The sequence below is a fragment of the Bradyrhizobium sp. USDA 3364 genome, assembly GCF_054056355.1.
The window spans coordinates 195602-217738 of sequence record NZ_JBSRYG010000002.1; the positions used below are offsets into that span (position 1 = coordinate 195602).

The 22137-nt window shown below is 63.9% G+C and carries 26 protein-coding genes; 16 read left to right on the forward strand and 10 right to left on the reverse strand.

Going from position 1 to position 22137, the window contains the following annotated elements:
- Nucleotides 1-221: 221 nt before the first annotated feature.
- The 9 genes from ACVILL_RS01170 to ACVILL_RS01210 form a co-directional block, all read right to left on the reverse strand.
- Nucleotides 222-515 (reverse strand): hypothetical protein, encoded by a 294-nt coding sequence (locus ACVILL_RS01170; RefSeq protein ID WP_456727457.1) that lies wholly within the window; start codon nt 513-515, stop codon nt 222-224.
- A complete protein-coding gene (locus ACVILL_RS01175) occupies nt 512-724 on the reverse strand; it encodes a hypothetical protein (protein ID WP_456727458.1) in 213 nt (70 codons plus the stop codon). The genes ACVILL_RS01170 and ACVILL_RS01175 overlap by 4 nt, the downstream gene beginning before the upstream one ends.
- A gap of 22 nt (nt 725-746) precedes the next feature.
- Nucleotides 747-1466, reverse strand: a complete 720-nt coding sequence (locus ACVILL_RS01180; RefSeq protein WP_456727459.1) for a superoxide dismutase — start codon at nt 1464-1466, stop codon at nt 747-749.
- Between the two features lie 93 nt (nt 1467-1559).
- A complete protein-coding gene (locus ACVILL_RS01185) occupies nt 1560-2159 on the reverse strand; it encodes a c-type cytochrome (RefSeq protein ID WP_456727460.1) in 600 nt (199 codons plus the stop codon).
- 106 nt (nt 2160-2265) lie between these two features.
- Nucleotides 2266-3210: a DUF1259 domain-containing protein gene (locus ACVILL_RS01190; RefSeq protein ID WP_456727461.1), complete on the reverse strand. Its 945-nt coding sequence runs from the start codon at nt 3208-3210 to the stop codon at nt 2266-2268.
- Between the two features lie 43 nt (nt 3211-3253).
- On the reverse strand, nt 3254-3586 hold the full coding sequence (locus ACVILL_RS01195) for a hypothetical protein (protein ID WP_456727462.1): 333 nt from the start codon (nt 3584-3586) through the stop codon (nt 3254-3256).
- 50 nt (nt 3587-3636) lie between these two features.
- On the reverse strand, nt 3637-3870 hold the full coding sequence (locus tag ACVILL_RS01200; protein ID WP_456727463.1) for a hypothetical protein: 234 nt from the start codon (nt 3868-3870) through the stop codon (nt 3637-3639).
- Between the two features lie 2 nt (nt 3871-3872).
- Entirely contained in the window at nt 3873-4127 is a 255-nt protein-coding gene (locus tag ACVILL_RS01205; RefSeq protein WP_456727464.1) for a hypothetical protein, read from the reverse strand.
- A 193-nt stretch (nt 4128-4320) separates the two neighbouring features.
- Nucleotides 4321-4464 (reverse strand): hypothetical protein, encoded by a 144-nt coding sequence (locus ACVILL_RS01210; RefSeq protein WP_456727465.1) that lies wholly within the window; start codon nt 4462-4464, stop codon nt 4321-4323.
- 206 nt (nt 4465-4670) lie between these two features.
- Between ACVILL_RS01210 and ACVILL_RS01215 the strand changes: the two genes are divergently transcribed.
- The 16 genes from ACVILL_RS01215 (at nt 4671) to ACVILL_RS01290 (ending at nt 21554) form a co-directional block, all read left to right on the forward strand.
- On the forward strand, nt 4671-5702 hold the full coding sequence (locus ACVILL_RS01215; protein WP_456727466.1) for a Cj0069 family protein: 1032 nt from the start codon (nt 4671-4673) through the stop codon (nt 5700-5702).
- A 3-nt stretch (nt 5703-5705) separates the two neighbouring features.
- The gene (locus tag ACVILL_RS01220) at nt 5706-6302 is read left to right on the forward strand and encodes an ABC transporter ATP-binding protein (RefSeq protein WP_456727467.1); all 597 of its coding nucleotides are present in this window, start codon (nt 5706-5708) and stop codon (nt 6300-6302) included.
- Nucleotides 6299-7105, forward strand: coding sequence for an ABC transporter permease (locus tag ACVILL_RS01225; RefSeq protein ID WP_456727468.1), 807 nt, complete (start codon nt 6299-6301; stop codon nt 7103-7105). Before ACVILL_RS01220 ends, ACVILL_RS01225 begins: the two co-directional genes overlap by 4 nt.
- Nucleotides 7106-7746: 641 nt before the next feature.
- Complete coding sequence (locus ACVILL_RS01230) at nt 7747-8028, forward strand: metal-sensing transcriptional repressor (RefSeq protein ID WP_456727469.1); 282 nt, start codon at nt 7747-7749, stop codon at nt 8026-8028.
- 12 nt (nt 8029-8040) lie between these two features.
- Entirely contained in the window at nt 8041-9210 is a 1170-nt protein-coding gene (locus tag ACVILL_RS01235) for an efflux RND transporter periplasmic adaptor subunit (protein WP_456727470.1), read from the forward strand.
- A 2-nt stretch (nt 9211-9212) separates the two neighbouring features.
- A complete protein-coding gene (locus ACVILL_RS01240) occupies nt 9213-12461 on the forward strand; it encodes an efflux RND transporter permease subunit (RefSeq protein WP_456727471.1) in 3249 nt (1082 codons plus the stop codon).
- A gap of 5 nt (nt 12462-12466) precedes the next feature.
- Nucleotides 12467-13981 carry an MFS transporter gene (locus ACVILL_RS01245; RefSeq protein WP_456727472.1) on the forward strand — a complete coding sequence of 505 codons (1515 nt, stop codon included), beginning with the start codon at nt 12467-12469 and terminating at the stop codon, nt 13979-13981.
- A gap of 250 nt (nt 13982-14231) precedes the next feature.
- Entirely contained in the window at nt 14232-14510 is a 279-nt protein-coding gene (locus tag ACVILL_RS01250; protein WP_456727473.1) for a hypothetical protein, read from the forward strand.
- Between the two features lie 2 nt (nt 14511-14512).
- Nucleotides 14513-15193 carry a helix-turn-helix domain-containing protein gene (locus ACVILL_RS01255; protein WP_456727474.1) on the forward strand — a complete coding sequence of 227 codons (681 nt, stop codon included), beginning with the start codon at nt 14513-14515 and terminating at the stop codon, nt 15191-15193.
- 3 nt (nt 15194-15196) lie between these two features.
- The gene (locus ACVILL_RS01260) at nt 15197-15670 is read left to right on the forward strand and encodes a hypothetical protein (RefSeq protein ID WP_456727475.1); all 474 of its coding nucleotides are present in this window, start codon (nt 15197-15199) and stop codon (nt 15668-15670) included.
- Nucleotides 15671-15694: 24 nt separating this feature from the next.
- Complete coding sequence (locus ACVILL_RS01265) at nt 15695-16174, forward strand: hypothetical protein (RefSeq protein WP_456727476.1); 480 nt, start codon at nt 15695-15697, stop codon at nt 16172-16174.
- The gene (locus tag ACVILL_RS01270) at nt 16174-16431 is read left to right on the forward strand and encodes a hypothetical protein (RefSeq protein WP_456727477.1); all 258 of its coding nucleotides are present in this window, start codon (nt 16174-16176) and stop codon (nt 16429-16431) included. Before ACVILL_RS01265 ends, ACVILL_RS01270 begins: the two co-directional genes overlap by 1 nt.
- 189 nt (nt 16432-16620) lie before the next feature.
- On the forward strand, nt 16621-17259 hold the full coding sequence (locus ACVILL_RS01275) for a hypothetical protein (protein WP_456727478.1): 639 nt from the start codon (nt 16621-16623) through the stop codon (nt 17257-17259).
- A 2-nt stretch (nt 17260-17261) separates the two neighbouring features.
- A complete protein-coding gene (locus ACVILL_RS01280) occupies nt 17262-18320 on the forward strand; it encodes a hypothetical protein (RefSeq protein ID WP_456727479.1) in 1059 nt (352 codons plus the stop codon).
- Nucleotides 18321-18417: 97 nt separating this feature from the next.
- Nucleotides 18418-19653: a hypothetical protein gene (locus ACVILL_RS01285; RefSeq protein ID WP_456727480.1), complete on the forward strand. Its 1236-nt coding sequence runs from the start codon at nt 18418-18420 to the stop codon at nt 19651-19653.
- 203 nt (nt 19654-19856) lie between these two features.
- Complete coding sequence (locus ACVILL_RS01290) at nt 19857-21554, forward strand: hypothetical protein (protein WP_456727481.1); 1698 nt, start codon at nt 19857-19859, stop codon at nt 21552-21554.
- Nucleotides 21555-21570: 16 nt separating this feature from the next.
- Here ACVILL_RS01290 and ACVILL_RS01295 read toward each other — a convergent pair whose 3' ends face one another.
- Nucleotides 21571-21981, reverse strand: a complete 411-nt coding sequence (locus tag ACVILL_RS01295) for a hypothetical protein (protein ID WP_456727482.1) — start codon at nt 21979-21981, stop codon at nt 21571-21573.
- Nucleotides 21982-22137: the final 156 nt, after the last annotated feature.

Below are 22137 nucleotides of genomic sequence, written 5' to 3' on the forward strand. Positions count from 1 at the left end.
GCGGCGTCCTTGTTGAAAGTCGGACGCGATTCTTGGGCATGTCGCCTCGCGGGGAGATCGCTTCCCCGTACAAATTTAGTAACGGCAACCCAGCGAATTTGTCAACGCCGCAGAAGTCCGGTACGCCTTGATTCATCGAGGATATTGCACGGCGGGGACACGCGGATCGCCTTCGCGCGAATCTGGATAACCGCGCCTCCGCTGAGCAACCTCTTGCTTGCTCAGTCGTCGTCATCCTCGTCGACGGCGCGCAGTCTCCCGTTCTGCGCATCGACCATAAGCTTCGCCGTTTGACCGTTCTTCGAACCCATGGCCTCGAGGTACCTCCCCTCGCGCATGATCTGGACATTCGACCAACCGTCCGATTGCAGCTTCTGTCGGACCTGTTCCTCGGTGACGGGTTGATCCCCGGGGATCAAGACCGGGTCCTTGCTTGGTTGAGCCGTGACCACGGCGACACCGACTATTCCCAGCAGAAGCGGGCCACTGCCGAGCACGATCCAGCTTCGTTTCATGTCGATCCTCCTCTCGTCTTGATGGATGTCATCAACACTTCCGCATTGGCATCCATGGCGTCGAGCGCGAGCGCAAAGCCGGCGCTCACCTGCGCCGCGTCTCCACAGATCACGATGGTCCGATGCGCACGCGCGGTGGCTCGCACATTCTCTCCGTCCGGACAGGCTGGAGCGTCGGCCCTCGCCGCGGTTGCGTCGATCCGATCCATCGGCTCTTTCACCGGCGTCCCCTCAAGCTTCCCTCGCGTATTGCTCATACAGTCTGGCGGCGTTGTCCCAGCGGATAGCTTCCATGTAGATGTCGACATAGCGGGCGGCGGCAGCGCCGAAGTCCATGTGATAGGCATGCTCATACATGTCGAGCACCAGGACTGGGCGGCCGCCGGCAAGCGTGGTCGTGTGATCGGCCGCCCACTGGTTGACGAGCCGCTTGTCACGGGGCGAGTAGGCAAGGATCACCCAACCCGAGCCGCCGCCTTCCGCCTTGCCCATGGCTGCGAATTCCGCTCGCCAACGCTCCATGCTGCCGAAGTCGCGCGTAATCGCGTCGGCGAGCGTGCCGCTGGGCTTGCCCGCGCTCCCGAGGCCGTCGAAATAGACCTCGTGGAGGATCATCGAATTCGCTGCGATCAACTCCTCGCGCTTCAGTCCGTTGATCATGAAATTCGGTGCCTTGGCGAAGTCGAGTTCAGCGAGCTGCGTGCCGATGGCATTAAGCCGCTTCACTGCGCCGACATAGTTGTTCTCGTAATGGCTGACGAGAATCTTTTCCGAGATGCCGGTGATCGACTTCGGATCGAACGGCATCGGCTTTGCCTGATAGGACATGGCCTTGGCTCCAGTGTGTGGGTTGGCTTCGGCGACGGCCTGGTTTGCGCCGAGGACGGCTGCTGAAGCTGTGGCGGCGCCGACTGCTGCGATGAAGTTTCGGCGCTCGGTGTTGATGGTCATTAGTCCCTCCAAAGGTTGAAACGATGCGTCGATATCGCACTGGCGGCTTGCATGTTCGAGACACCGATCATCAGAATGCCTTGCGCGCTTGGATCAAAGGCGCGAAAGGTAGTGAGCAAGTGCTGTGATGTCGTCGTCGCTGAGTGGATAGGCAACTTCCGCCATTGCAGCCACGCCGCCTCCCGTCCGGGCACCCGCCTTGTAGTCGTGGAGTGCCTTGGCGATGTATTCCTCGCGTTGGCCCGCGATACGCGCTGCAGCCTTGTTTCCCGCATAGTTATCGCCGTGACAGGAGGCGCAACGTCCCGCGGCAGCGGCTTGCTGGCCGGCCTTGACCAACTCCGGGTGATCGTCCGGCGCCTTTGCGCTCGAGGCATCGGCGGCCTTGAGCGAGGCGAAGTAAGCTCCGAGATCGCGGACGTCCTCGTTGCTGAGCTGTCCCGCGATCGGCTCCATTGTCTCGTTCTTCCGCGCGCCGCTGCGGAAGAAGACCAGTTGCCATTGCAGGAAGAGATCGGGCTGCGAGGCGAGCGACGGGACGTTCTCGGTGGTAGAGATGCCGTTCTGGCCGTGGCAGGCCACGCACATCTCCGCCTTGGCTTTCACATTGTCGGTGCCCGCCGCCGCCGGGCTGATGGCGGCAAGGCCTGCGCAGGCCGCAAGGATTGATCGCCGCGAGAGAGCACGGTTCATCAGTCTTCGCCGTCCGGCCGCAACCTGCCAGTCGTCGGCGCGTCGCCTCGAGAGTATCGCCTTATTCATGTTCATCATACGCGATCACCTGTGCAAGTCATCGAGCTCAGCTCTTCGTCCTGGCTGTCTTGTCGAGCGCGGCGCGCAGGCCCTTGGCGAGCTTGATGGCGTCGTCATTGGCCCAGAAATGCATGAAGAACAGGCGCGGTTGTTCATCCAGCATGTGGCTATGCAGCGCGGTAACGTCGATGCCGTGGGTTCGCAGCGCCATGATCACCGGGTTCACTTCGTCGTTTGTCAGCACGAAATCACCGGTGATCGCCGCCCTGCCGCCGCCGGTCGGCTGGAAGTTGATGCCGATCGCAACGCCCATCGCGCCGACGGGGGCCAACTGCATGCCCTCCTCGGTGACAGGATCGCGACGGGGCACGTTGAACTGATAGACGCCGCCATTGGCCTGGCCCTTGACGCCGATGATCTGGTCGAGCTGTGCGGTGTCGAGATCGATGGCCGGCGGCGGCGTTGGCGGCGCCGTGGCCTTGAGCGGCGTCTTGCTCTCGGCAAGCGCATCGCGGATCGCGGTGGCGATCTTGACCGGGTCGCCATGACCGGCGACGTGCATGTAGAAAGTGGCCGGGCTCGCGCCGAGCAGATGGTTGTGCACGGCCGTGATCTGCAGACCGTTGCCGATCATCTTGAGCATCACCGGGTTGATCTCGGACTCGAGCAGCACGAGATCGCCCATCGCCATCACGCCGTCATGCATGGGCTTGAACGCGACCCATCCGCCGAGCGCCAGCGCCGGCTTGATGGTGACGCCGTCGAGCGTCACCGTGAGATCACTGCGCGGAAAGCCGTAGCGATGCACGTCGCCCGAGACGGCCGGCTTTCGGCCCAGCGTGTCATCGACTTTCTGCCAGTCGACGGTCTGCGCGTGGGCCGACGAGATGAATGGCTCGGCGAACACCTGCCAATCGATCTTTTGTGCGCTTCCGCTTGTGGCGAAGCAGCAGGCGCCGATCCCGACCAGCGCCGAAATCATGTTCCGCATTGGATTGCTCCTTGAACCTGCATTGATGCGTCAAAGCGCAGCTCTATTCCTTCGAGAGCCCGACAATGGTTCGGAGTCCCGAGATGGTCTGCACCGAGATCTCGACGGGATCGCCGAACCGGACGGCATTGAAAATAAGGCCGTCCTGCACTCTGAACGGTTCGGTCGTGCCCGCCGATAGGCGTATCACCAGCGTATCGTTGCGTTGGTCGACGCTGTTGACGACGCCGCGCAGCGTCTCGCCTGCCGGCGACGGAACGATCGCCGCCGGCATGGCGATGGCCATTTGCGGTTGCTCATCGAGGTCGGCCGGTGACGCGAGTATTGCGCCCGGCCACACGACGGCCACGCACAGCGCCAGAGCTGTTCTCATCATGATGATCTCTCCGTTTTTGGTTTTGGGCGGCAATGGACCGAGCGGGACCTTCAGTCCTGCTCCTTGACCTGGCCGCTGCTATCGATCACGAGCCGCACGGGCTTCCCGTTCTTCGTTGCTTTCGCCGTCGTGCCTTCGGCGGTCGACTTGATGTCGCTGACATTCGCGTAGCCGGCGGCCTGAAGCTTCGCGACGAGTTCGTCCTGCGAGAGGGCATGGGCGGGCATGGCGCCGCCCGCGAGCGTGAGCGCGAGGATGAGGTGGGAAAGTTTGGGTTTCGGCATGGTCATTCTCCTGGTTGTGTTGTGCTGCCCCAGGGTTCTTCAGATTCGCGGCTGTCGTAGACCACGACGACCGACTGCCCCATCATGCTTGAGGCCCAGTCCTGAACGTCGCGATGGGAACGACGCACCGCGCCCGGTATCAGGCGAGGGTCGGCCGTGCAGTCTTCATCGATACGAACATCGATGAGTGCCGGCACGCTGGCCGTGCCTATGAGGGGAGAGAGTTTGTCGGATGAAATCGAGGTATATGATGACATGCTGCGCCCTTGGTGATCAGGACGCGATTCTTGGGCATGTCGCCTCGCGGGGAGATCGCACATCCCCGTAGCGCGAATAAATGCCTTGGTGGTTAGGCTGTCAACCTGAGACTACCCGGCTGGATCAAGGAACCCTCCAACCGACGTCACAAAGAGTTCATTCCACGTTAGGAACCGAATGCGGGCGGTTAGTTCAGTTGAGCCGCGGACCGAGTTTCTTGACAATCTCCCGCAGCTCCTTTGCGTACTCCTCAACAATCCGAAGCGCCTCCTCCAGCCGTGAAGGCTCTGGCTTGGGCCGGTGGCGTCTGTGTTCTGGATCGTCAACCTTGTTCATGGCTCACGATCCGGCGCCCCGGACAAAGCCGTTGAGCTGGATCAAGGTTTGCCGGCACGGAATCGGTCAAACCCAAAATGGGCTCTATAGCCACGGTCTTGAAACGTCCGGAGAAATTCACGTAGAGTGTCATGGAGGGGACAGGCAGACTCCCCGTGAGACTTCGGTCCAAGCTCTGCGCAACACGCAACACGTGGAGCTTGCGCATGGACACCGAGACCCCCTCTCGCCGACGTACCGTCGCCATCCTCTCGCGCGGGGATGCCGCCGCGCGTCGAGACGCGACCTCGAAAAACGGCCGCTTCGTTGACGTATTCGAAGCGCTCGCCGCCGTCGGCGTCGAAGCGCGGCCCGCGATCTACGACGAGAGCTTCGCGGACGCCGTCCGCGAGCAACTGCTCGCAGCGGACGGCGTGCTCGTCTGGGTAAATCCGCTGCAAGACGGTCGAAACCGCGCCGGACTCGACGCCCTGTTGCGCGACGTCGCCGCGCAGGGCGTGTGGGTGAGCGCCCATCCCGATGTCATCCTCAAGATGGGCACCAAGGAGGTCCTCTACCGCACCCGGTCGATGGGATGGGGAAGCGACACGGCGCTATATCAAACTGCCGAAGCGATGCGCGACGAGTTGCCGACGCGGCTCGCCGCCGGTCCGCGCGTGATCAAGCGCAACCGGGGCAACGGCGGCCAGGGCGTTTGGAAGGTCGAGAAGCTCCCGACTTCCTCTATGATCAGGGTGCTGGACGCGACCAAGGATGTCTCCGAGGAACTGTCGCTGGATGATTTTGTCCGTCGCTGCGGGGAGTATTTCGAGAACGGCAGCGTAGTTGACCAACCATTCCAGCCTCGCCTGAACGAGGGTGTGGTCCGCTGCTACATGGCAGGAGATCGCTGCGCCGGCTTCGGCCATCACAAAGTCAAAGCCCTGGTCGACTCGGCAGCTGCGCGTTCGCAGGCCGGCCCGCGGCGCTACTCATCCAACGCAGACCCGCGCTTCCAGCGGCTGCGGCGGTTGATGGAAGACGAGTGGACGCCACAGCTAACCTCCCTGCTGGATATTGCGCGAGATGACCTGCCCGCGATCTGGGACGCCGACTTCATGCTTGGCCCGGCGCAGGCGGACGGGAGCGACAGCTACGTGCTCGGCGAGATCAATGCCAGCTCGGTGCATCCCTACCCGGACGAGGCGCCGGCGGAGATCGCCAGGCGCGTTGCCAATCGGCTGCAGCTTAAGCTTTGACGCATGTTGACGGTAAGCGGGCTCAAGCGCCTGCACATCTCCGTTTCCTTCGACTTGCAGGACGGCGAATGCGTTGCCCTGCAGGGGCCTTCCGGGGTGGGGAAGACGTTGCTGCTTCGCTCCATTGCGGACCTCGATCCCAACGAAGGGACGGTCAAGCTTGACGGTACGCTGAGAGAGGCGATGTCCGCTCCCGCCTGGCGAAAGCGAGTGACCTATCTCGCCGCCGAGCCCGGCTGGTGGTCCGACACCGTGCAAGAGCACTTCACGGCCTGGGACGATGCCCTACCGCTGGTCACGCGCCTGGGGCTTTCGGACGACTGCGGACCTTGGCCAATCCAAAGACTTTCGACCGGCGAGCGACAACGATTGGGGCTTGTGCGGGCGCTCATGCTGCGATCGCGGGTGCTTCTGCTGGACGAGCCAACTTCGGCGCTCGATTCGGCATCCGCCGCGGCCGTGGAATCCCTGATCGCCGAACGCATTGCGAACGGAACGAGCGTCATCTGGAGCACGCACGACAACGCTCAAGCTCGCCGCGTGGGATCAAGGATATTCGCGATGGGCCCTGATGGTGGCATCGAGGAAGACCGGCCGTGACCTACATCCAGCTTTCGTACGGTGATCTGGCCCTGCCCGCGCTCCTCGTCGTCATGGACGGCGTTCTCTCGCTTGTTCTCCGTCTCAAGCTTGAGAAACAACTGGCCATCGCGACCGTGCGCATGGTGGTTCAGCTTGTCCTCGTTGGATATGTGCTGACGTTCCTGTTTGCTGCGGTGTCGCCCTTTTGGACAGCCCTTGCGGCTGTCATCATGGTTCTCTTCGCATCTCGGGAAATCGTCGCGCGGCAAAAGCGGCGTCTTCCGGGCGTTTGGAAGTACGGCTTGGGTGCCGGATGCACGCTGCTTGCCGCCGGTACCGTCACGATGTTCGCACTCCTGACGGAACTACGCCCCGATCCTTGGTATCATCCGCGCTACGCGCTGCCTTTGCTGGGCATGATCCTGGGCAACACTATGACGGGGATAAGCCTGGGCTTGGACGTGCTGACGAATAGCCTGGTGCGCGAACGGGCCGCCGTGGAAGCGTGTCTGGCACTCGGCGGCACCCGGTATCAGGCCCTGCTGCCGATCATACGGGACGCCTTGAGGAGCGGCTTTATGCCGATCATGAACAGCATGGCGGCGATCGGCCTCGTTTCTTTGCCGGGGATGATGACTGGCCAGATTCTCGCGGGCGTCGAGCCGGCCGATGCAGTAAAATATCAACTGCTAATCATGTTCCTGATCGCCGGCGGGACCGGCCTCGGAACGCTGGCCGCCGTCCTTGGTGGCGCACGCCTGCTGACCGATCATCGGCACCGGCTACGTCTCGATCGAATTGCAGCAGAAGGGGCAAGTTAGCTGGGCTGCCGGCTATTCGGCCGCCCGTTACACGCCGCTTCCTTGGTTGGCTCGCTTGACGACCGTTCGTCCCGGCGAAGCTCAAATAGAGCGCGGCAACAGCCCAAAATCATTGCAGTCAGCAGACGGTGGCAAGCGGCTTTTTACCTCGGCGCCCGTCCCGAGGCGAACGCTATCGGAACGAATCAGGCCACGCGCTCAGCGCGGTCATCACGACGGCGGGATCACGCATCAGAGCCCCGTCGGAGATTGCATGGGCATGGGCAATCGGTGGGCCGCAATCTATCACCGACCGAATCTGTAACAGCATTACGAGCGGTGACTCCCAGCATGCCGCGCGGCCAAAGAACGACAATGACGCCCGTCAACGCGAGCGGTACGGCGCTGAAGGCGACGAGCGCATGCCGGACGGACCTGGGCGAATAGTAGCAGAAGAGATCAATGACAAGACATGCGCACACGGCAATGACGAGACGCTGGCGCGCAACCCAGAGCTTCTCGAACTACTTCCTCCGATAGGCGAAAAGCCGAGCCCTCGCGGATCTGTTCCGATACAAAGTCTGCGTCGATTTGCCTTGCGAATGACCTGTTGCTCGGACCTCGGGTAAGGAGTATCCCCCCCTCGGGGATAGGATCAGACCATGAGCAAAGATCACATTCACGAAAGCCACCCGGAGATCGTCAAGCGATTGAAGCGGGCCAGCGGGCATCTCCAGAAGGTCATCGCGATGTTTGACGATGGCCGCGCGTGCCTGGATTTGGCCCAGCAGCTCTATGCCGTTGAGAAGGCGATCTCCGAAGCCAAAAAGGCCCTTATTCACGATCACGTGGACAATTGCCTCGACGCTGCGGCCAACGGTGGGACCGGCAGGTCGACGAAGGCCGTCCTGGCGGAGTTCAAGGCGATCTCGCGGTATCTGTGAGCGGAGTTTCCAATGCCCCGGGACCACATCGCGATTTCGTTCGCCTTCCTCGCCGCACTGGCTGGTCTTGCGCTCGCCTGTCCGGTGGCGTCGCATGCCGCCGAGCAAGGGCGCGACCCGAAATCAGCGACGATCGCCATCGACGATGAACGCATCAAGCTGGCCGGGATCGAACTGGGACAATCTGGCCCGGCTTCCATCGCGCAGCGCGTGACGGTGCCGGGCGCGATTGTTCCGGACTCCGGACGGGTCGCGCACGTCTCCGTCAAGCTGGCCGGAACCGTCGCTGAACTGCGGAAGAACATCGGCGACGACGTCGTGAAAGACGAAATTCTGGGTGTCCTGGAGAGCCGTGAGGTCGCCGACGCAAAGAGCGAGTACCTCGCCGCGAAGCTCAACAACGAACTGCAGCAGGACCTCACCACACGGGACAAATTGGCGTGGGAGGGCCGCGCGATCCCCGAGCAGCAATACATCAAGTCGCGCAACGCGGCGGCGCAGACAGTACTGCGCTTCGGGATCGCCCGTCAGAAGCTCTTGGCGCTCGGTATCGCCGACGCCGACATCGCTGCGTTGCCGCAAGCGCCGGACGGCACACTGCGCAGCCAGACAATCCGAGCACCGATCTCCGGCCGCATCGTTGAACGTCGGGTCGAACTCGGAACCGCGATGGGCCGCGACGCCCTGGAGACTGAGCTTTTCGTCATCGTCGATCTGAGCCGGGTATGGATCGAGCTGTCTGTCTCGTCGACCGATTTGCCCCTCGTCAGGGAGGGCCAGGACGTCGAAATTGCGCTGCGAGGATCAGGCAAGACCGGCATCGCCCGGATCATCTTTGTGAGCCCACTGCTCGACAAGGAGACCCGCTCGGCCCGGGTCGTGGCTGCGCTCGACAATACGGACGGACGCTGGCGCCCGGGTTCGTTCGTGACGGCCGCCATCGCCGTCGAGAAGCGCCAGGCGCCAGTCGTGGTGCCGTTTGCCGCAATCCAAACCGTTGAAGGGCGCAAGGCCGTGTTCGTCCGCACTAAGGACGGTTTCGCGGCGCGCGACGTCGTGCTGGGCCAACGTGATGGCGCGATCGTCGAGATCGTCTCGGGCCTTTCAGCGGGCGAGATCGTCGCGGTTTCGAACACCTTCCCGCTCAAGGCCGAACTGTCGAAGCCCGGCGACGAGGACTGAACATGATCGAATGGATCGTCGCCTTCTCGGTCCGCCGCCGCTGGCTGGTCCTGCTGGTAACCCTCACCGCGGCCTCGGCCGGCTTCTGGTCGCTGACGAAGCTTCCGATCGATGCTGTGCCGGACGTCACCAACGTCCAGGTGCAGATCAACGCGGTCGCGCCGGCGCTGACGCCGGTCGAGATCGAGAAGCAGGTCACGGTGACGCTGGAGACCGCGCTCGCCGGCATGCCCGGGCTCGAGTCCACCCGCTCGTTCTCGCGCAACGGATTCGCGCAGATCACGACCGTGTTCTCGGACCGCACCAACATCTATTTCGCGCGGCAGCTTGTCTCCGAGCGCCTCAACGAGGCGAAGGCCAGCCTGCCGCCAGGTGTCGAGGTCCGGATGGGACCGGTTTCGACAGGCCTCGGCGAGATCTATTGGTGGGCGGTCGAATACGAAAAGCCCGGCGCCTCCGCGCCCGTTCGCGATGGGCAGCCCGGTTGGCAGACCGACGGCAGCTATCTCACGCCCGAAGGCGAGCGGCTGGCCGACGACTTCCAGCGGACCGTCTACCTCCGGACCGTGCAGGATTGGATCGTCCGGCCGCAGATGAAGACCGTCCCCGGCGTTGCCGGCGCGGACGCCATCGGCGGCTTCGTCAAGCAGTTCCAGGTGCAGCCGGATCCGGCGCGGCTGATCGGCTTCGGCCTGTCATTCAAGCAGGTGGTCGACGCCATCGAGGCCAACAACGCCAGTCGCGGCGCGAACTATATCGAGCAGAATGGCGAAGGTTACGTGGTCCGGGCCGCCGGTCGGCTGGAGACCATTGCGGACATCGAGAACGTTGTGGTGACGACGCGCGGTAGCGTGCCGGTCCGCGTCAAGGACGTCGCCGACGTCGCCATCGGCAAGGAGCTTCGGACCGGCAGCGCCAGCGTCAACGGCCGGGAGGTTGTGCTCGGCACGGCGCTCATGCTGATCGGCGGCAACAGCCGCACCGTGGCGGCCGCGGCCGATGCCAAGATCAAGGAAATCAGCAAGACGTTGCCGCCCGGTATCTTCGCCCGAACGGTGCTCAACCGGACGCAGTTGGTCGACGCGACCATCCATACGGTGGCGAAGAATCTCGCCGAGGGCGCGCTTCTTGTGATCGCGGTTCTCTTCATGCTGCTGGGCAACTTCCGGGCTGCGCTGGTCACGGCTCTCGTCATCCCGATCACGATGCTGATCACCGCGAGCGGGATGCTGGGAGGGAAGATCAGCGCCAACCTCATGAGTCTCGGAGCGCTCGACTTCGGCCTCATCGTCGACGGTGCGGTCATCATCGCCGAGAACAGCCTGCGGCATCTCGCGGAACGCCAGCGTGAGCTCGGTCGCACCTTGTCGCTCGACGAGCGGCTGCACACCGTCACGGCATCCACCACCGAGATGATCCGTCCATCCGTCTTCGGCCAGATCATCATCATCCTGGTCTACACGCCGCTGCTCGCGTTCACCGGCGTCGAGGGCAAGACCTTCGAACCGATGGCGCTCACGGTGATGATCGCGCTCGCCGTGGCCTTCGTGGTGTCGCTGACCTTCGTGCCGGCCGCGGTCGCCATCGCGATTCGCGGCCCCGTGAACGAGACGGAGAATGTGATCGTCCGCAGGCTCAAGCGCTGGTACGCTCCGCTGCTCGGGTGGTCGATCGCCCGGCCTTTCCCCGTCATTGCCGCCGCCGCGCTCCTGTTCGTCGGCGCGGCAGCCTTGTTCACCCGTCTCGGGCAGGAGTTCACGCCGACCCTCGACGAGAAGAACATCGTCATGGAAGTGAAGCGGGTACCCTCCACCGCGCTTGCGGAGTCGCAGAAGATGCAGCTCCTGATCGAGCAGCAGATCAGCGGTCTGGAGGAAGTCGCCTTCGTCTTCTCGCGCACCGGAACGCCCGACCTCGCGGCCGACCCGATGCCGCCGTCCGCGTCCGACACCTACATCATCGTCAAGCCCCAGGAGGAATGGCCCGATCCTTCGATGACGAAGGAGGACCTGATCAAGAAGATCGAGACCCGGGCCGGAAAGCTCCCCGGCAACAAGGTGGGCTTCTCGCAGCCGATCGAGATGCGCTTCAACGAACTCGTCGCCGGCGTGCGCGAGGACCTCGCCGTGAAGGTCTTCGGCGACGACTTCGAACGGATGCAGAAGACCGCCGGCCAGATCGCCGACGTCGTCCGCAAGATCGACGGCGCCGAGAGCGTGAAGACGGAGCAGACCTCCGGTCTTCCGTTCCTCGAGATCAAGATCGACAAGGGCGAGATCGCGCGCCGCGGCTTGAGCCTTGCTTCCGTGCAGGATCTGATCGCAACGGCGATCGGCGGCACCGACGCCGGCCTCGTGTTCGAGGGGGATCGCCGCTTCAAGATCGTGGTGCGGCTGCCGGATGCGCTGCGGGACGACATCCCCTCGCTCGAGGAGCTGCCCGTCCCGCTGCCGCGCGCGAACGCGGACGCGCCGGGGGCGTCCATCCCGCTGCGCACGATCGCGTCGTTCGAGCAGACGGTCGGCTGCAACCAGATCAGCCGGGAGAACGGCAAGCGGCGGGTGGTGGCGACGGCGGAGGTCCGGGGCCGTGATATCGGATCGCTGGTGACCGAAGCGCAAGCCAAGGTCGCCGAACAAGTGAAGCTGCCGGCCGGAAGCTATCTCGCCTGGGGTGGCCAGTTCGAGAACTTCGCAGTCGCGCGGCAGCGGCTCGTCTTCGTCGTGCCAGGCGTCTTCGTCCTGATCTACATGTTGCTGTTCGGGGCTCTCGGCTCGGCGCGGGACGCGGCGCTGGTCTTCAGCGCGGTGCCGCTGGCGCTCACCGGCGGCATCGCGGCGCTCTGGCTGCGCGGCATGCCGTTCTCGATCTCCGCCGCCGTCGGATTCATCGCGCTGTCCGGCGTCGCTGTGCTCAACGGCCTCGTCATGCTGACGCAGATCCGTCACGCGATCGAGCAGGGGGACGATACGAAGCACGCCATAACCGAAGGCGCGCTGACGCGCTTCCGTCCGGTTGCGATGACCGCGCTCGTTGCCTCCCTCGGCTTCGTGCCGATGGCGCTTGCGACCGGGACCGGCGCCGAGGTCCAGAAGCCGCTCGCCACGGTTGTGATCGGCGGCCTCCTGACCGCCACGCTGCTGACCCTCGTCGTCCTGCCGGCACTTTATGCGCGGTTTGCTGCCCGCAAGGCGCCGGTACCGGTCGTTACTCCCGCCCATCCCTTCACGCGCGATCACGCCGCGGAGTAGCAGGCATGCTGGCAGTCCTTGCAAACCGAACCTATCGCCATCTGTTCGCAGCACAGGTCATCGCCTTGATCGGCACCGGCCTTGCCACGGTCGCTCTTGGGCTGCTCGCCTACGACCTCGCCGGCGCCGAAGCCGGTGCGGTTCTCGGGACGGCTCTGGCGATCAAGATGGTCGCCTATGTCGGCGTCTCGCCGATCGCGACCGCCTTCGCCGAGCGCCTTCCGCGTCGGGGCATGCTGGTGGCGCTGGACCTGGTCAGGGCGGCGGTCGCGCTCGCCTTGCCGTTCGTAAACCAGGTCTGGCAAGTCTATGTCCTGATCTTCATCCTGCAATCCGCCTCGGCGTCGTTCACGCCGACCTTTCAGGCGACCATACCGGACGTGCTTCCGCAGGAGCGCGACTATACCCGCGCCCTGTCGCTCTCGCGTCTCGCCTATGACCTCGAAAGCGTCGTCAGCCCGATGCTCGCGGCGGCGCTGCTGAGCGTCGTGAGCTTCCATGCGCTGTTCGCCGGCACCGTTGTCGGGTTCCTTGCTTCGGCGGCACTCGTCGTCTCGGTGCAGTTGCCCAGCCCGCAGGCGGTGGAACGGCGGGGCATCTACGACCGGACGACGCGCGGCTTGCGCATCTATCTCGCCACGCCGCGCCTGCGCGGTCTGCTCGCGCTCAACCTCGCAGCCGCAGCGGCAAGCTCCATGGTGATCGTCAACACCGTCGTCCTCGTCCAGGCGGGATTTGGCTTGACGCAGCGCGCAACCGCTCTCGCGCTGGCCGCGTTCGGCCTGGGTTCCATGGTGGCCGCGCTCGGGCTGCCGCGCCTGCTCGACGACATTCCGGACCGGCGGGCGATGATGGCCGGCGCCAGTCTGCTGACCGCGTGCCTGTTCCTCGGCGCGATCGTGCCAGGCTACGCGATCCTGCTGCCGGTCTGGTTCGCCATGGGGTTTGGCTACTCGCTGACGCAGACGCCGTCGGGGCGTCTGCTTCGGCGATCGTCGCAGCCTCAGGACAGACCATCCGTCTTCGCCGCTCAGTTTGCGCTGTCCCACGTCTGCTGGCTGGTCACATATCCGGTCGCCGGCTGGTTCGGCGCCAAGATCGGGATGCCGGCGACGTTCATTGCCTTGGCTGTGATCGCCGGTCTAGCCGTGGCGATGGCGGCGTGTCTGTGGCCGTCATACGACCCCGACGCTCTCGAACATGTGCACGGCGCATTGCCGGCGGACGACCCGCACGTAGCCGGGGCCGAGCGGGCCGCCGGTGGTTATCAGCACACACATACCTTCGTGATCGACCAACTTCATGCCGAGTGGCCGCGGCTCACTGGGGTTCGACGATCACCGCCTCGCTCGGTCGATCCGCAGCATCGTGAGGGCATCCATATCCTGCTGGCGATGAACACGCGGTATGACCTACTCTCATGGTGCGGATGTCCGATTTGCTCGCCCCAGGATCCTATTCTACGACGAGCACGTAATCGGCCTTTACCATCGGATCAGTGCGCCATACGAATGGCATGAAGATTCAGAAAACAAGGGACAAGTCGCGCAGCCGGCCTCGGCCACCGAAACGTCGCACACGAGACCCATTTTGTTCTCGGCGACTTCTCCACGAAGGGCTTGGAAAATAAGGATTTTCCAATGGTGGGCGCACCAGGGCTCGAACCTGGGACCCGCTGATTAAGAGGCCGCTGAGACAGCAGGTCTTACAAGGCACTTTCTGACAAATCCTCCTTTCGTTCCCGGATTGAACGGAAAGGAGAATTTGGAAATGTCAAAAATCCCGGGCAAGCCCCGCGGGCCCCTTTCGGAGGAGCGGCGGGCGCAGATTTCCGCCGCCACCAAAGCGGCGATGGCCGATCCATCGATCCGCGCGAAGATCTCTGAACGCACTCGCGCCGGCATGGCAGCTGCTTCCCCGATCGCCGGGCAGATCGTCTTACTGCGCGCGGCCTGGCTGGCTGCCGGGGCCGTGGCGCGGCAGCGTTTCATCACCGAAGTTTTCGCACCAGCTTGTACCGCGTCGGCGCCCGACGAGGGAGCTGCGTAGTCGTGAGCATTCAAGCAGTCGCCTGGGCATTGGACTGCCAATTCCGGGACGACCCTTACGCGAAACTGATCTTGATCTCGCTCGCAAACCATGCGGACCACGTCACCGGCTTCTGCTGGCCGTCGATGAAGCAGATTGCGCGCGAGGCGTCCTGCGATCGCAGAACCGTTCTGCGACGCCTGCCGGCACTCGTCGCAGCCGGCTACGTGCGCATCGTTCCGGGTGCTCCAGGCGACAAACACCACTACCAATTGCTGATGCCGGGGTGTGACCCGCAGACACACCCCCCTGAGCGGAAACGGCCCGCCGCGAGGGTGCGAAGGGTGCGTCTGCCAGTCACAGGGGGGTGTGACTCTGTAGTCACCCATAAGAACCATCATACAACCATCACTTCTCCCTTACCCTCTTCAAGCCGTCGTGTGGAAAGTCCGGCAGGGCTTGGCAAGGAAGCGAGGGGTTTCCAGCAGGCGAAGCCACGCCCCTCCTCGGCCAGCGCCGAGCACGCGTCCGTGGTCCAGGCACGGGTGGCCGAAAAGCTCGGTCGCGGCGATCGCGCCGCGGGTTGGCTGGCGTTCGGTTCGCTCAGCGACAGCGCTCGCGATCAGCTGAGCGCCCAGGAGCGAGCCGGCACCCTGACGCAAGAACGGATCGCGAGCGTTCTCGGCTCGCTGAGCCTCGCCTGAACCATGAGCACCGCGCGCGTTGCAACGATCGTCAGGGCCGGATTGGCGGAGCTGCGTCGCAGCGGTAATCCCGATGCGGCCGCACTCGCGGACGTTCTGGCCGCGTGGCTCAAGGGTGACGGCGAATTCGAGAAGCTGATCGGTGCTAAGCCGCAGCCTGGCCAGCGACGCGTCCCGACGCAGTTGATCGAGGAGCAGCGCAACCGCCTCATTTGGCTTGCGGCTGTTCAGTTCTACCCATCGGCGAGCCCTTCTTCGCAGGCCGAGCAGCTCCATGCAGCGCTGTCACGGTACTCGGCCTCTGCGTGGCTACGAGAGCGCACCGAAGAGCGCTGCCCGGCGCAGACCGGCACGCTCCGCGCCGCATGCTGGGCGATCCTGAAAGTGCGGGACTACGTGCCGAGCGATCGAACAATCCGGAGAGTGTTGGCCACGAGCTCCGGGTATTCGTGGCCAACCGAATCACGTCCCGATTGATCCCATCGAAACGAGGAGCGGTGCATGTCGACGGCAGTTGCAAGGGTTCTCGAGCTTGCTGGCATCTCGCAGGATGCAACGCGAGTTTCAGGCGAGCAGCTCGAGCGGGCGCGCGAAATCGCTTTCGCGCTGGGGCAGGAAATCGGCGCTGAGCAGGCCAAGGCAGCGGCCGAGGCCGCGGCCGAAGAAGCAGTTGCTGCGGCCAGAGAGCGGCAGAGCGCGATCCTCTCCAGCCCCGAGGCCGTGGGGCGGAGAGATCTCGCGATGAAACTGGCCTTCGAGACAGACATGCCGGCCTCGATCGCGATCGCAGCGCTCAAGATCGTACCCGCGGTCATCACGCCACGGCGCTCACGCCTCGACGGCAACATTCCCAACCCGATGATCGAGGTCGGGTTCGACCCCGCCGACGTAATGCGCGCGGGTGAAGACCTTCGATCGACAGGCCTCAACGCCGCGATTGACCGTCAGCTGGCACTACGCAAACCCAAGGATACGATCTGATGACCGAGACATCGAGCGACAGGCTCAACGCCGCGATTGACCGCGCCTTAGCCAAACGCGGTCTCATGCTCGCACCGGCGCCGGCCGAAGCTGCTTCGGCCGCCCTCTCGCCAAGTGACCGATTGAATGCTGCCGTGGATCGACTGGCCGCTCGCCGCGAACAGCAGGCCACTCAGGCCAGCTCTCACCGGCCGCCAATCTCGACAAGCGATGGCCTGAATGCAGCAGTCGATCGCCTGCTGAGGCAGGGGCAGTAGCTTGGCGTCGAGGGCTGATCAGCGAGCCCTCCGCCGGACGCGGAGCGGTCTGGGGAGTTTCGCCGTTCCTCCCTGGGCCGCCCGCGGGTCCTTCCAAAGCCCCCACCCACCGCGACCCGAGCCGGGGCCGGGGGTCCGCCAGTTGAACGGGCTCGAAATCTGCATTGACGCACTTGACGGGTTGACGCTGTGACACTTGACGCTCCTCCACCTCAGCCGCCGGAAGATGGCCTTTGGCTCAGCGTCTCGGAGATTGCCGAGCGCAAGGGTGTTTCCAAGCAGGCAATCTCGGCGCGCATTGCGCCGCTGGTCGCGGATGGTCGGCTCGCGGTGAAGCCCGGCAAAGGCAACGCGAAGCTGATCAACCTGGCGCAATATGACCTGGCGATCGGTCAAGTCGGTAACGCCGCGCGTGAGGCCGGTGCAGCGACAGCAAGAGCAACGACGTCGCCGGCGCGCGGCCAGGCCGGCGCTCGGTTTCGCGACGAACAGACTCGCGAGAAGGCTTATGCCGCGGATCTCAAGTTCATCGAGCTCGAGCGGGCCCGCGGCAATTTAATCTCGCTCCATGACATCGATGAAGTCATTGGCGAGACCGCGACGCGGCTCGTCGAGGTGTTTGATGGGTTGATCGGCCAGTCCGAGAGTCTCACCGCCATCGGAAATCGAGAGGGTCAGCGCGGAATGCTTCAAGAACTGAAGCGCATCGTACGCGGCCAACGGGAGGCCGTCGTCCAGGCGATCAAGGATATGGCCGCGGCAGCGAAAGTGCGAGCCAAGAATCAGGATCCGGCGTGCCACCCGGCAAGCAGCACAGAAGGAGATTGAACATGGACATTTCGCGGGAATTGCTGAACCGACTGCCGGAGCGCGCGCGGGCAAAGTGGTTGGCGCTCGACCAGGAGCGAGAGGAAGTCTGGGTGCTCAGCCGCGACATCACCGAGCGATTTCCGCGTATCAGATTGCGCCTCCAGCAGATCGAACCTCAATTGTTGGATTTGCGGCAAAATTCGCAGATGGGTCGCCGTGTTTCGGCCATCGAACTCAACATGACCGAAAAGCTGGTGGCAGCCGAAAGATCCAGTTCCTTGCTGCGGACCGGCGAGATTGTGTCGACAGCACCGCCGCGTTCCAGCGAAGCCGAGATCAAGGCCCTTGAGAACGAGTTCGCCGCGCTGACTGAAGAACGCCGGCAGCTCGACGAACGTCAGCAACTTTACAACGCACGTCGCAACGCCATCAGCACTGTCCAGGCCTCGATCGGCGCCTGGCTGAGCGCCCTGCCGCCAGCGATCGTGATAGGCGAGTATGCCGGGACCCTTGGCAAGCTGCGCGACGTCACGTCCGAGGTGATCGAGCAGCGCCGGCGGCGCATTCGCGAGCTGCAGGCCGATATCCGCCGTGCCGACGCTGCGCCATATCCGTCCAGTGTCGTGAAGGAGCAGGTGCGGCAGCGGATCGAGGCGCTCGCGCAGCGTGGCGAGCCGGGATTTGACGCCGTGATCGAGCACATTGACCGTGAGATCGATTGGCCGATGCGGAACATCCGGCTGATGCGCGAGGCGGACGTGAAGATCCCTGACGGGTTCTGCCTGGTCGCGCTGCTGCTGAAGGATCAGCTGATCGCGCTTGCCGAAAGCCGGATCGACGCGATCGCCGACGACGGCCACGCGCTAACCGACGATGCGCGCGGCGAGCAATTCAAGACGCTGTTTGCTGATCTGCTCGAGGCCGAGCGCCATGAGGAGGCGGCGGTCAGCGCGGCGACCTTCCAGGTCATACGCCGCGCTGACGCGGATCCTCGCGCCGTGCTCGGCCTGGCGAGCTCATTGCCTGGTCCGAAGCGTGACGGGCTCGTGCACGCGCGGCTTGCTCTCGGAGGGCTGTAATGCCAGCGCTCGCGACGTTCTGGTACGTCAACTCGGTTGACTATGCTGCCGTGAAGGCACGGGCCGCCTCGGCAATCCGCTCGTTCACGCCGGGGCCATGAACATGACCTTGATTCTAACGCCGGACGGATACAAGAGCCCGGTTGCCCTGGCAAACGGCGATGATGTCTGCGCCTTCGATCTCTCGACCGGTACGCCGATTGTCAACGCCATCGAAAATATCGAGCCTGTCGACTACGCCGAATGGTGCCGCTGGTGGCAGGTCGAGGACGAGGTGCCACCGTTCACCTGGTATCGGATCAACGGCTCGCTGCTGCTGTTCCGGGAGCAGAGCGTCTGGCGCAACGGCATCAATGTCTGCCACGCGCGTGACCTCGTCGTTGGCGACGAGATCTATGACGACGCGGACAACGCGGTCCGGATCGCGAGCGTCGAACCGGTCGAGGATCACTCGCTGATCTGGTACCGGTTCGACATCTCCGGCGACCACTCCTACATCGTCGATGGGCTGACCGTCCACAACGCGTCGCGGTTCTGGGTCGGCGGCACCGGAACATGGGATTCATCGACCACCACCAATTGGGCGGCCTCGAGCAACGGCACCGGCGGGCAGTCGGTCCCTGGTTCGGCCGACTTCGTGACCTTCGACGCTTTGAGCGGCGGCGGCACGGTAACGCTCAACTTCGGCGGCACCATCACGCTTCAGGCGATCGCTATGGGAGCGTTCACCGGAACATGGGACAACAGCGTCAACAACAACAACGTCACATGCAGCAACACGTCCCAGACGTTCAACATCAGCGGCAGCGGTGCGCGCACGATCAAGCTTGGTTCTGCAACCTACACGATCAACGGGAACGGGGTGTGGAACGCGGGAACAACGACTAATCTCACGTTCATCGGGTCATCCGCAACGATCGTGTTCGCCGGTAATGGAGCGAGAACCTTAACCGGTGGCGGCCTCACCTATGGGACGATATCGGTTAGCGCGGGGACCAGCGGCGGTGGCCTGACGATCTCGGGGGCCAACACGATCGGAACGCTTTCGGTCAGTCCGCCGAACTACATTTCGCTCCCAACATCCGGTACCAATACGATCACCGCGATGAACTGCGCGGGCACGTCCAGCTCGCAAATTCTGATCCAGCCTTCCAGCGTGGGATCGGCCGCCTCTCTCACGCACAGTGGATCGATCGGCACCTATTGCGCCCTGGTCGGCATTTCTTGCACGGGATCTCCGACCGCGTCGAATAGCTTCGACTGCGGTGGCAATAGCGGCATCACAATCACCGCGCCATCCCCCGGAGGCAATCTCTACGGCATGGTCGGTTAAGGATTTCATCATGGCCAAGATCATCGAAGCCAAAGCCGTCATCTCCGCCGAGGACAAGACCGGCGCCGTCTTCGACAAGATCGCGAAGAAGGTCGAGAACATCGCCAAATCGGCGAAAGCGTCAGCAGCGGTCGACCGTCTCGCGAAGTCGATGGACAGCGTGCAGAAGCAGATGGCGGCGATCGACAGATACGGCGCTGCGCGTGCGGTTCAAGGAGCTGCGCTCGATCGTGCTGCATCCCGAGGAAGCGCACGAGCTGCTGCCGACCGCGATCAAGGCGAACTCCGCGGTCAATGCGCTCGATCGCAGCGGCCATATGGCTGAAGGTCTGGGCTTCGCGTTCAAGGGCGCCGAGGTGCTCGGCCGCGCGCAGGATCCTGCAAAGTTCGAGCATTACCTCGACAGCTTCATCAAGGCGCAGCAGGTGATGGGCAAGACCATCACTCCCGAACAGATCTACGAGTTCGCGAAGTACACCAAGGCGTCGGGCTCGACGTTGTCGGATCGTTTCCTGAACACGTCCGCAATGTCGCTGGCGCAGGAGCTCGGCGGCTCGACCACCGGCGTCTCGATCGACCAGTTCGTCAAGCAGATCACCGGCGGCTTCCAGGGCAATCTGCATTCGGCGGCCAAGGAATTCGTCAACCTCGGGCTCGCTAACAAGGATGATTTCGAGACCACCAAGACCGGCGAGATCAAGGGCATGAAGCCCGGCCGGCACGTCGCCGGAGCGCGGCTGGCGCAGACCGATCCCGACCGCTACGTCTATGAGCACCTGTTGCCTGCGCTCGAGAAGGCGGGAATCACCGATCAGGATGCGCAGATCGCGCAGGTGCGGCGCATGTTCCCGAGCGGCCGCGCTGCGGACCTTGTGTCGAAGCTGATCACGCAGCGACAAAGTTTTCAGAACCACGCCCAGCTCTACGATAAGGCGCAGGGGCTCAGCGCCACCGGCAATAACCAGTCAGATCCGTTCGTTGCGCTGAATTCGCTGACGACCTCGCTCGCCAATTTCAGCGGCACGTTGACCAGTCCGGTGATGCAGGATGCCGCCGGCGTGCTGTCGGGCCTTGCGTCGTCGTTCGGCTCTTGGGGCGAGAGCCTGGCGAGCTTTCAGAAGGAGCACCCGGAGGCTGCCAAATGGATCGGCGGCGGCGCGTTGGCGGCGGGCTTTGGCGGCGGTGCGCTCGCGACCGGAAGCCTGCTCTACAACCTCACGACGGGTTTCGGGCTGCCTGCGTCAGCTGTCGCGCTCGATACCTCGGCGGGCGCGCTATCAGCTGCGGCGGCCGAACTGTCGGCTGCCGCGCTGGGCGGCAAGGTCGCCAACGCCGCTGCAGTGCCTGCGGCCGTCGCCACGGGCGCCGGCGTCGGTACCGGCGCGCGCGCCAGCATCTGGGCCGCAGGTGCGCGCGCGATTCCGTTGCCTTTGCTCGTGCCGAGCGCGGCGGCCGCCGGCGCATGGTGGTTAACGGGCGGCGACCAAGGCCGCGGCACCTGGTGGGCGCCGAGCGATCCCGAAACTGCGAAGCGCAGGCGCCGGCACGGCGAAACCATTCGGCAAGCCTACCGGGACCGCTTCCTCGAAGATGATCGCCGTTGGGGAATTGGTGGCGACAGTTACGCCGCGCCCGAGCTGACGCCCACCATGACCTATGGCACGGGCGTCGGCAACGATCGCGGCCAGGTCACCGCCACGCTGACCGGATCTGCCGAGGTGCACGGCGAGGCGAAGCTGATCGTCGAGGCCGGCTCGGAACTCCTCAGCATCGTCCAGGAGGCCAAGCAGGCAATCAAGCTGGCAGGCCAGCTCAATACCTCCGGGCCCGGTTCGACGGGCAAGAGCAGCCCTGATGCGGCTGCGCCGGCGCTCGGCGGCGTCGGCGGCGGTGGGCTGTGAGCCCAGCCCGGTCCGCTCACGGGATCAGCGGCATCGGTGGCATCGGCAGCGGGTTGCCGAAGAGATGGACGGCCACCGGAACTGCATATGCGGTGCTGCCGGAGATCGTGTTACCACCGGGCAAATGTATGCCCCTGGCATCGAACGAGAACTGCCGAGGCCAAACGAGTTTGCCGGAGATCTCGCACGTTGCGCCGCTTTCTCCAGCCGCCCGGAACTCCAGATCGAGCGCCACCTCATTATCGCGCGATCTGATTTGTAGACGGCGGCCGGAGGGCGGAGCCTCTAGGTCGGAATAGCGCGGAAATACGATCCAGTCGTTGTCGCGCATTTGGAAGATTGGCCATCCGTCTCGGTCGAAGAGATCGAAATTGATTAAATCATACCCGTCACTCGACCGGGTGAACCAGATAACGTCCCAACTCACGACGCGAAGAACCGTGTCTCGACACTGAAGAAACTGCCACCGCCAATTCTAACGGTCGTACTTTCCCGCTTCCAGTTAAACACACCCCTGCGAACGCCGGCCGGGCGCGGTCGCTTCATTTCGCGGAGCTGCGCGGTGGTGAAGGCGCCCGCATCA

What these genes read in the sequence shown, in the direction of transcription:
- ACVILL_RS01175 (WP_456727458.1), bottom strand. Translation starts at nt 724, where the DNA reads ATGGATCGGATCGACGCAACCGCGGCGAGGGCCGACGCTCCAGCCTGT.
- ACVILL_RS01265 (WP_456727476.1), top strand. Translation starts at nt 15,695, where the DNA reads ATGTCGACGGCAGTTGCAAGGGTTCTCGAGCTTGCTGGCATCTCGCAG.
- ACVILL_RS01245 (WP_456727472.1), top strand. Translation starts at nt 12,467, where the DNA reads ATGCTGGCAGTCCTTGCAAACCGAACCTATCGCCATCTGTTCGCAGCA.
- ACVILL_RS01270 (WP_456727477.1), top strand. Translation starts at nt 16,174, where the DNA reads ATGACCGAGACATCGAGCGACAGGCTCAACGCCGCGATTGACCGCGCC.
- ACVILL_RS01250 (WP_456727473.1), top strand. Translation starts at nt 14,232, where the DNA reads ATGTCAAAAATCCCGGGCAAGCCCCGCGGGCCCCTTTCGGAGGAGCGG.
- ACVILL_RS01235 (WP_456727470.1), top strand. Translation starts at nt 8,041, where the DNA reads ATGCCCCGGGACCACATCGCGATTTCGTTCGCCTTCCTCGCCGCACTG.
- ACVILL_RS01285 (WP_456727480.1), top strand. Translation starts at nt 18,418, where the DNA reads ATGAACATGACCTTGATTCTAACGCCGGACGGATACAAGAGCCCGGTT.
- ACVILL_RS01195 (WP_456727462.1), bottom strand. Translation starts at nt 3,586, where the DNA reads ATGATGAGAACAGCTCTGGCGCTGTGCGTGGCCGTCGTGTGGCCGGGC.
- ACVILL_RS01240 (WP_456727471.1), top strand. Translation starts at nt 9,213, where the DNA reads ATGATCGAATGGATCGTCGCCTTCTCGGTCCGCCGCCGCTGGCTGGTC.
- ACVILL_RS01200 (WP_456727463.1), bottom strand. Translation starts at nt 3,870, where the DNA reads ATGCCGAAACCCAAACTTTCCCACCTCATCCTCGCGCTCACGCTCGCG.
- ACVILL_RS01220 (WP_456727467.1), top strand. Translation starts at nt 5,706, where the DNA reads ATGTTGACGGTAAGCGGGCTCAAGCGCCTGCACATCTCCGTTTCCTTC.
- ACVILL_RS01205 (WP_456727464.1), bottom strand. Translation starts at nt 4,127, where the DNA reads ATGTCATCATATACCTCGATTTCATCCGACAAACTCTCTCCCCTCATA.
- ACVILL_RS01185 (WP_456727460.1), bottom strand. Translation starts at nt 2,159, where the DNA reads ATGAACCGTGCTCTCTCGCGGCGATCAATCCTTGCGGCCTGCGCAGGC.
- ACVILL_RS01215 (WP_456727466.1), top strand. Translation starts at nt 4,671, where the DNA reads ATGGACACCGAGACCCCCTCTCGCCGACGTACCGTCGCCATCCTCTCG.
- ACVILL_RS01180 (WP_456727459.1), bottom strand. Translation starts at nt 1,466, where the DNA reads ATGACCATCAACACCGAGCGCCGAAACTTCATCGCAGCAGTCGGCGCC.
- ACVILL_RS01190 (WP_456727461.1), bottom strand. Translation starts at nt 3,210, where the DNA reads ATGCGGAACATGATTTCGGCGCTGGTCGGGATCGGCGCCTGCTGCTTC.
- ACVILL_RS01210 (WP_456727465.1), bottom strand. Translation starts at nt 4,464, where the DNA reads ATGAACAAGGTTGACGATCCAGAACACAGACGCCACCGGCCCAAGCCA.
- ACVILL_RS01280 (WP_456727479.1), top strand. Translation starts at nt 17,262, where the DNA reads ATGGACATTTCGCGGGAATTGCTGAACCGACTGCCGGAGCGCGCGCGG.
- ACVILL_RS01170 (WP_456727457.1), bottom strand. Translation starts at nt 515, where the DNA reads ATGAAACGAAGCTGGATCGTGCTCGGCAGTGGCCCGCTTCTGCTGGGA.
- ACVILL_RS01230 (WP_456727469.1), top strand. Translation starts at nt 7,747, where the DNA reads ATGAGCAAAGATCACATTCACGAAAGCCACCCGGAGATCGTCAAGCGA.
- ACVILL_RS01260 (WP_456727475.1), top strand. Translation starts at nt 15,197, where the DNA reads ATGAGCACCGCGCGCGTTGCAACGATCGTCAGGGCCGGATTGGCGGAG.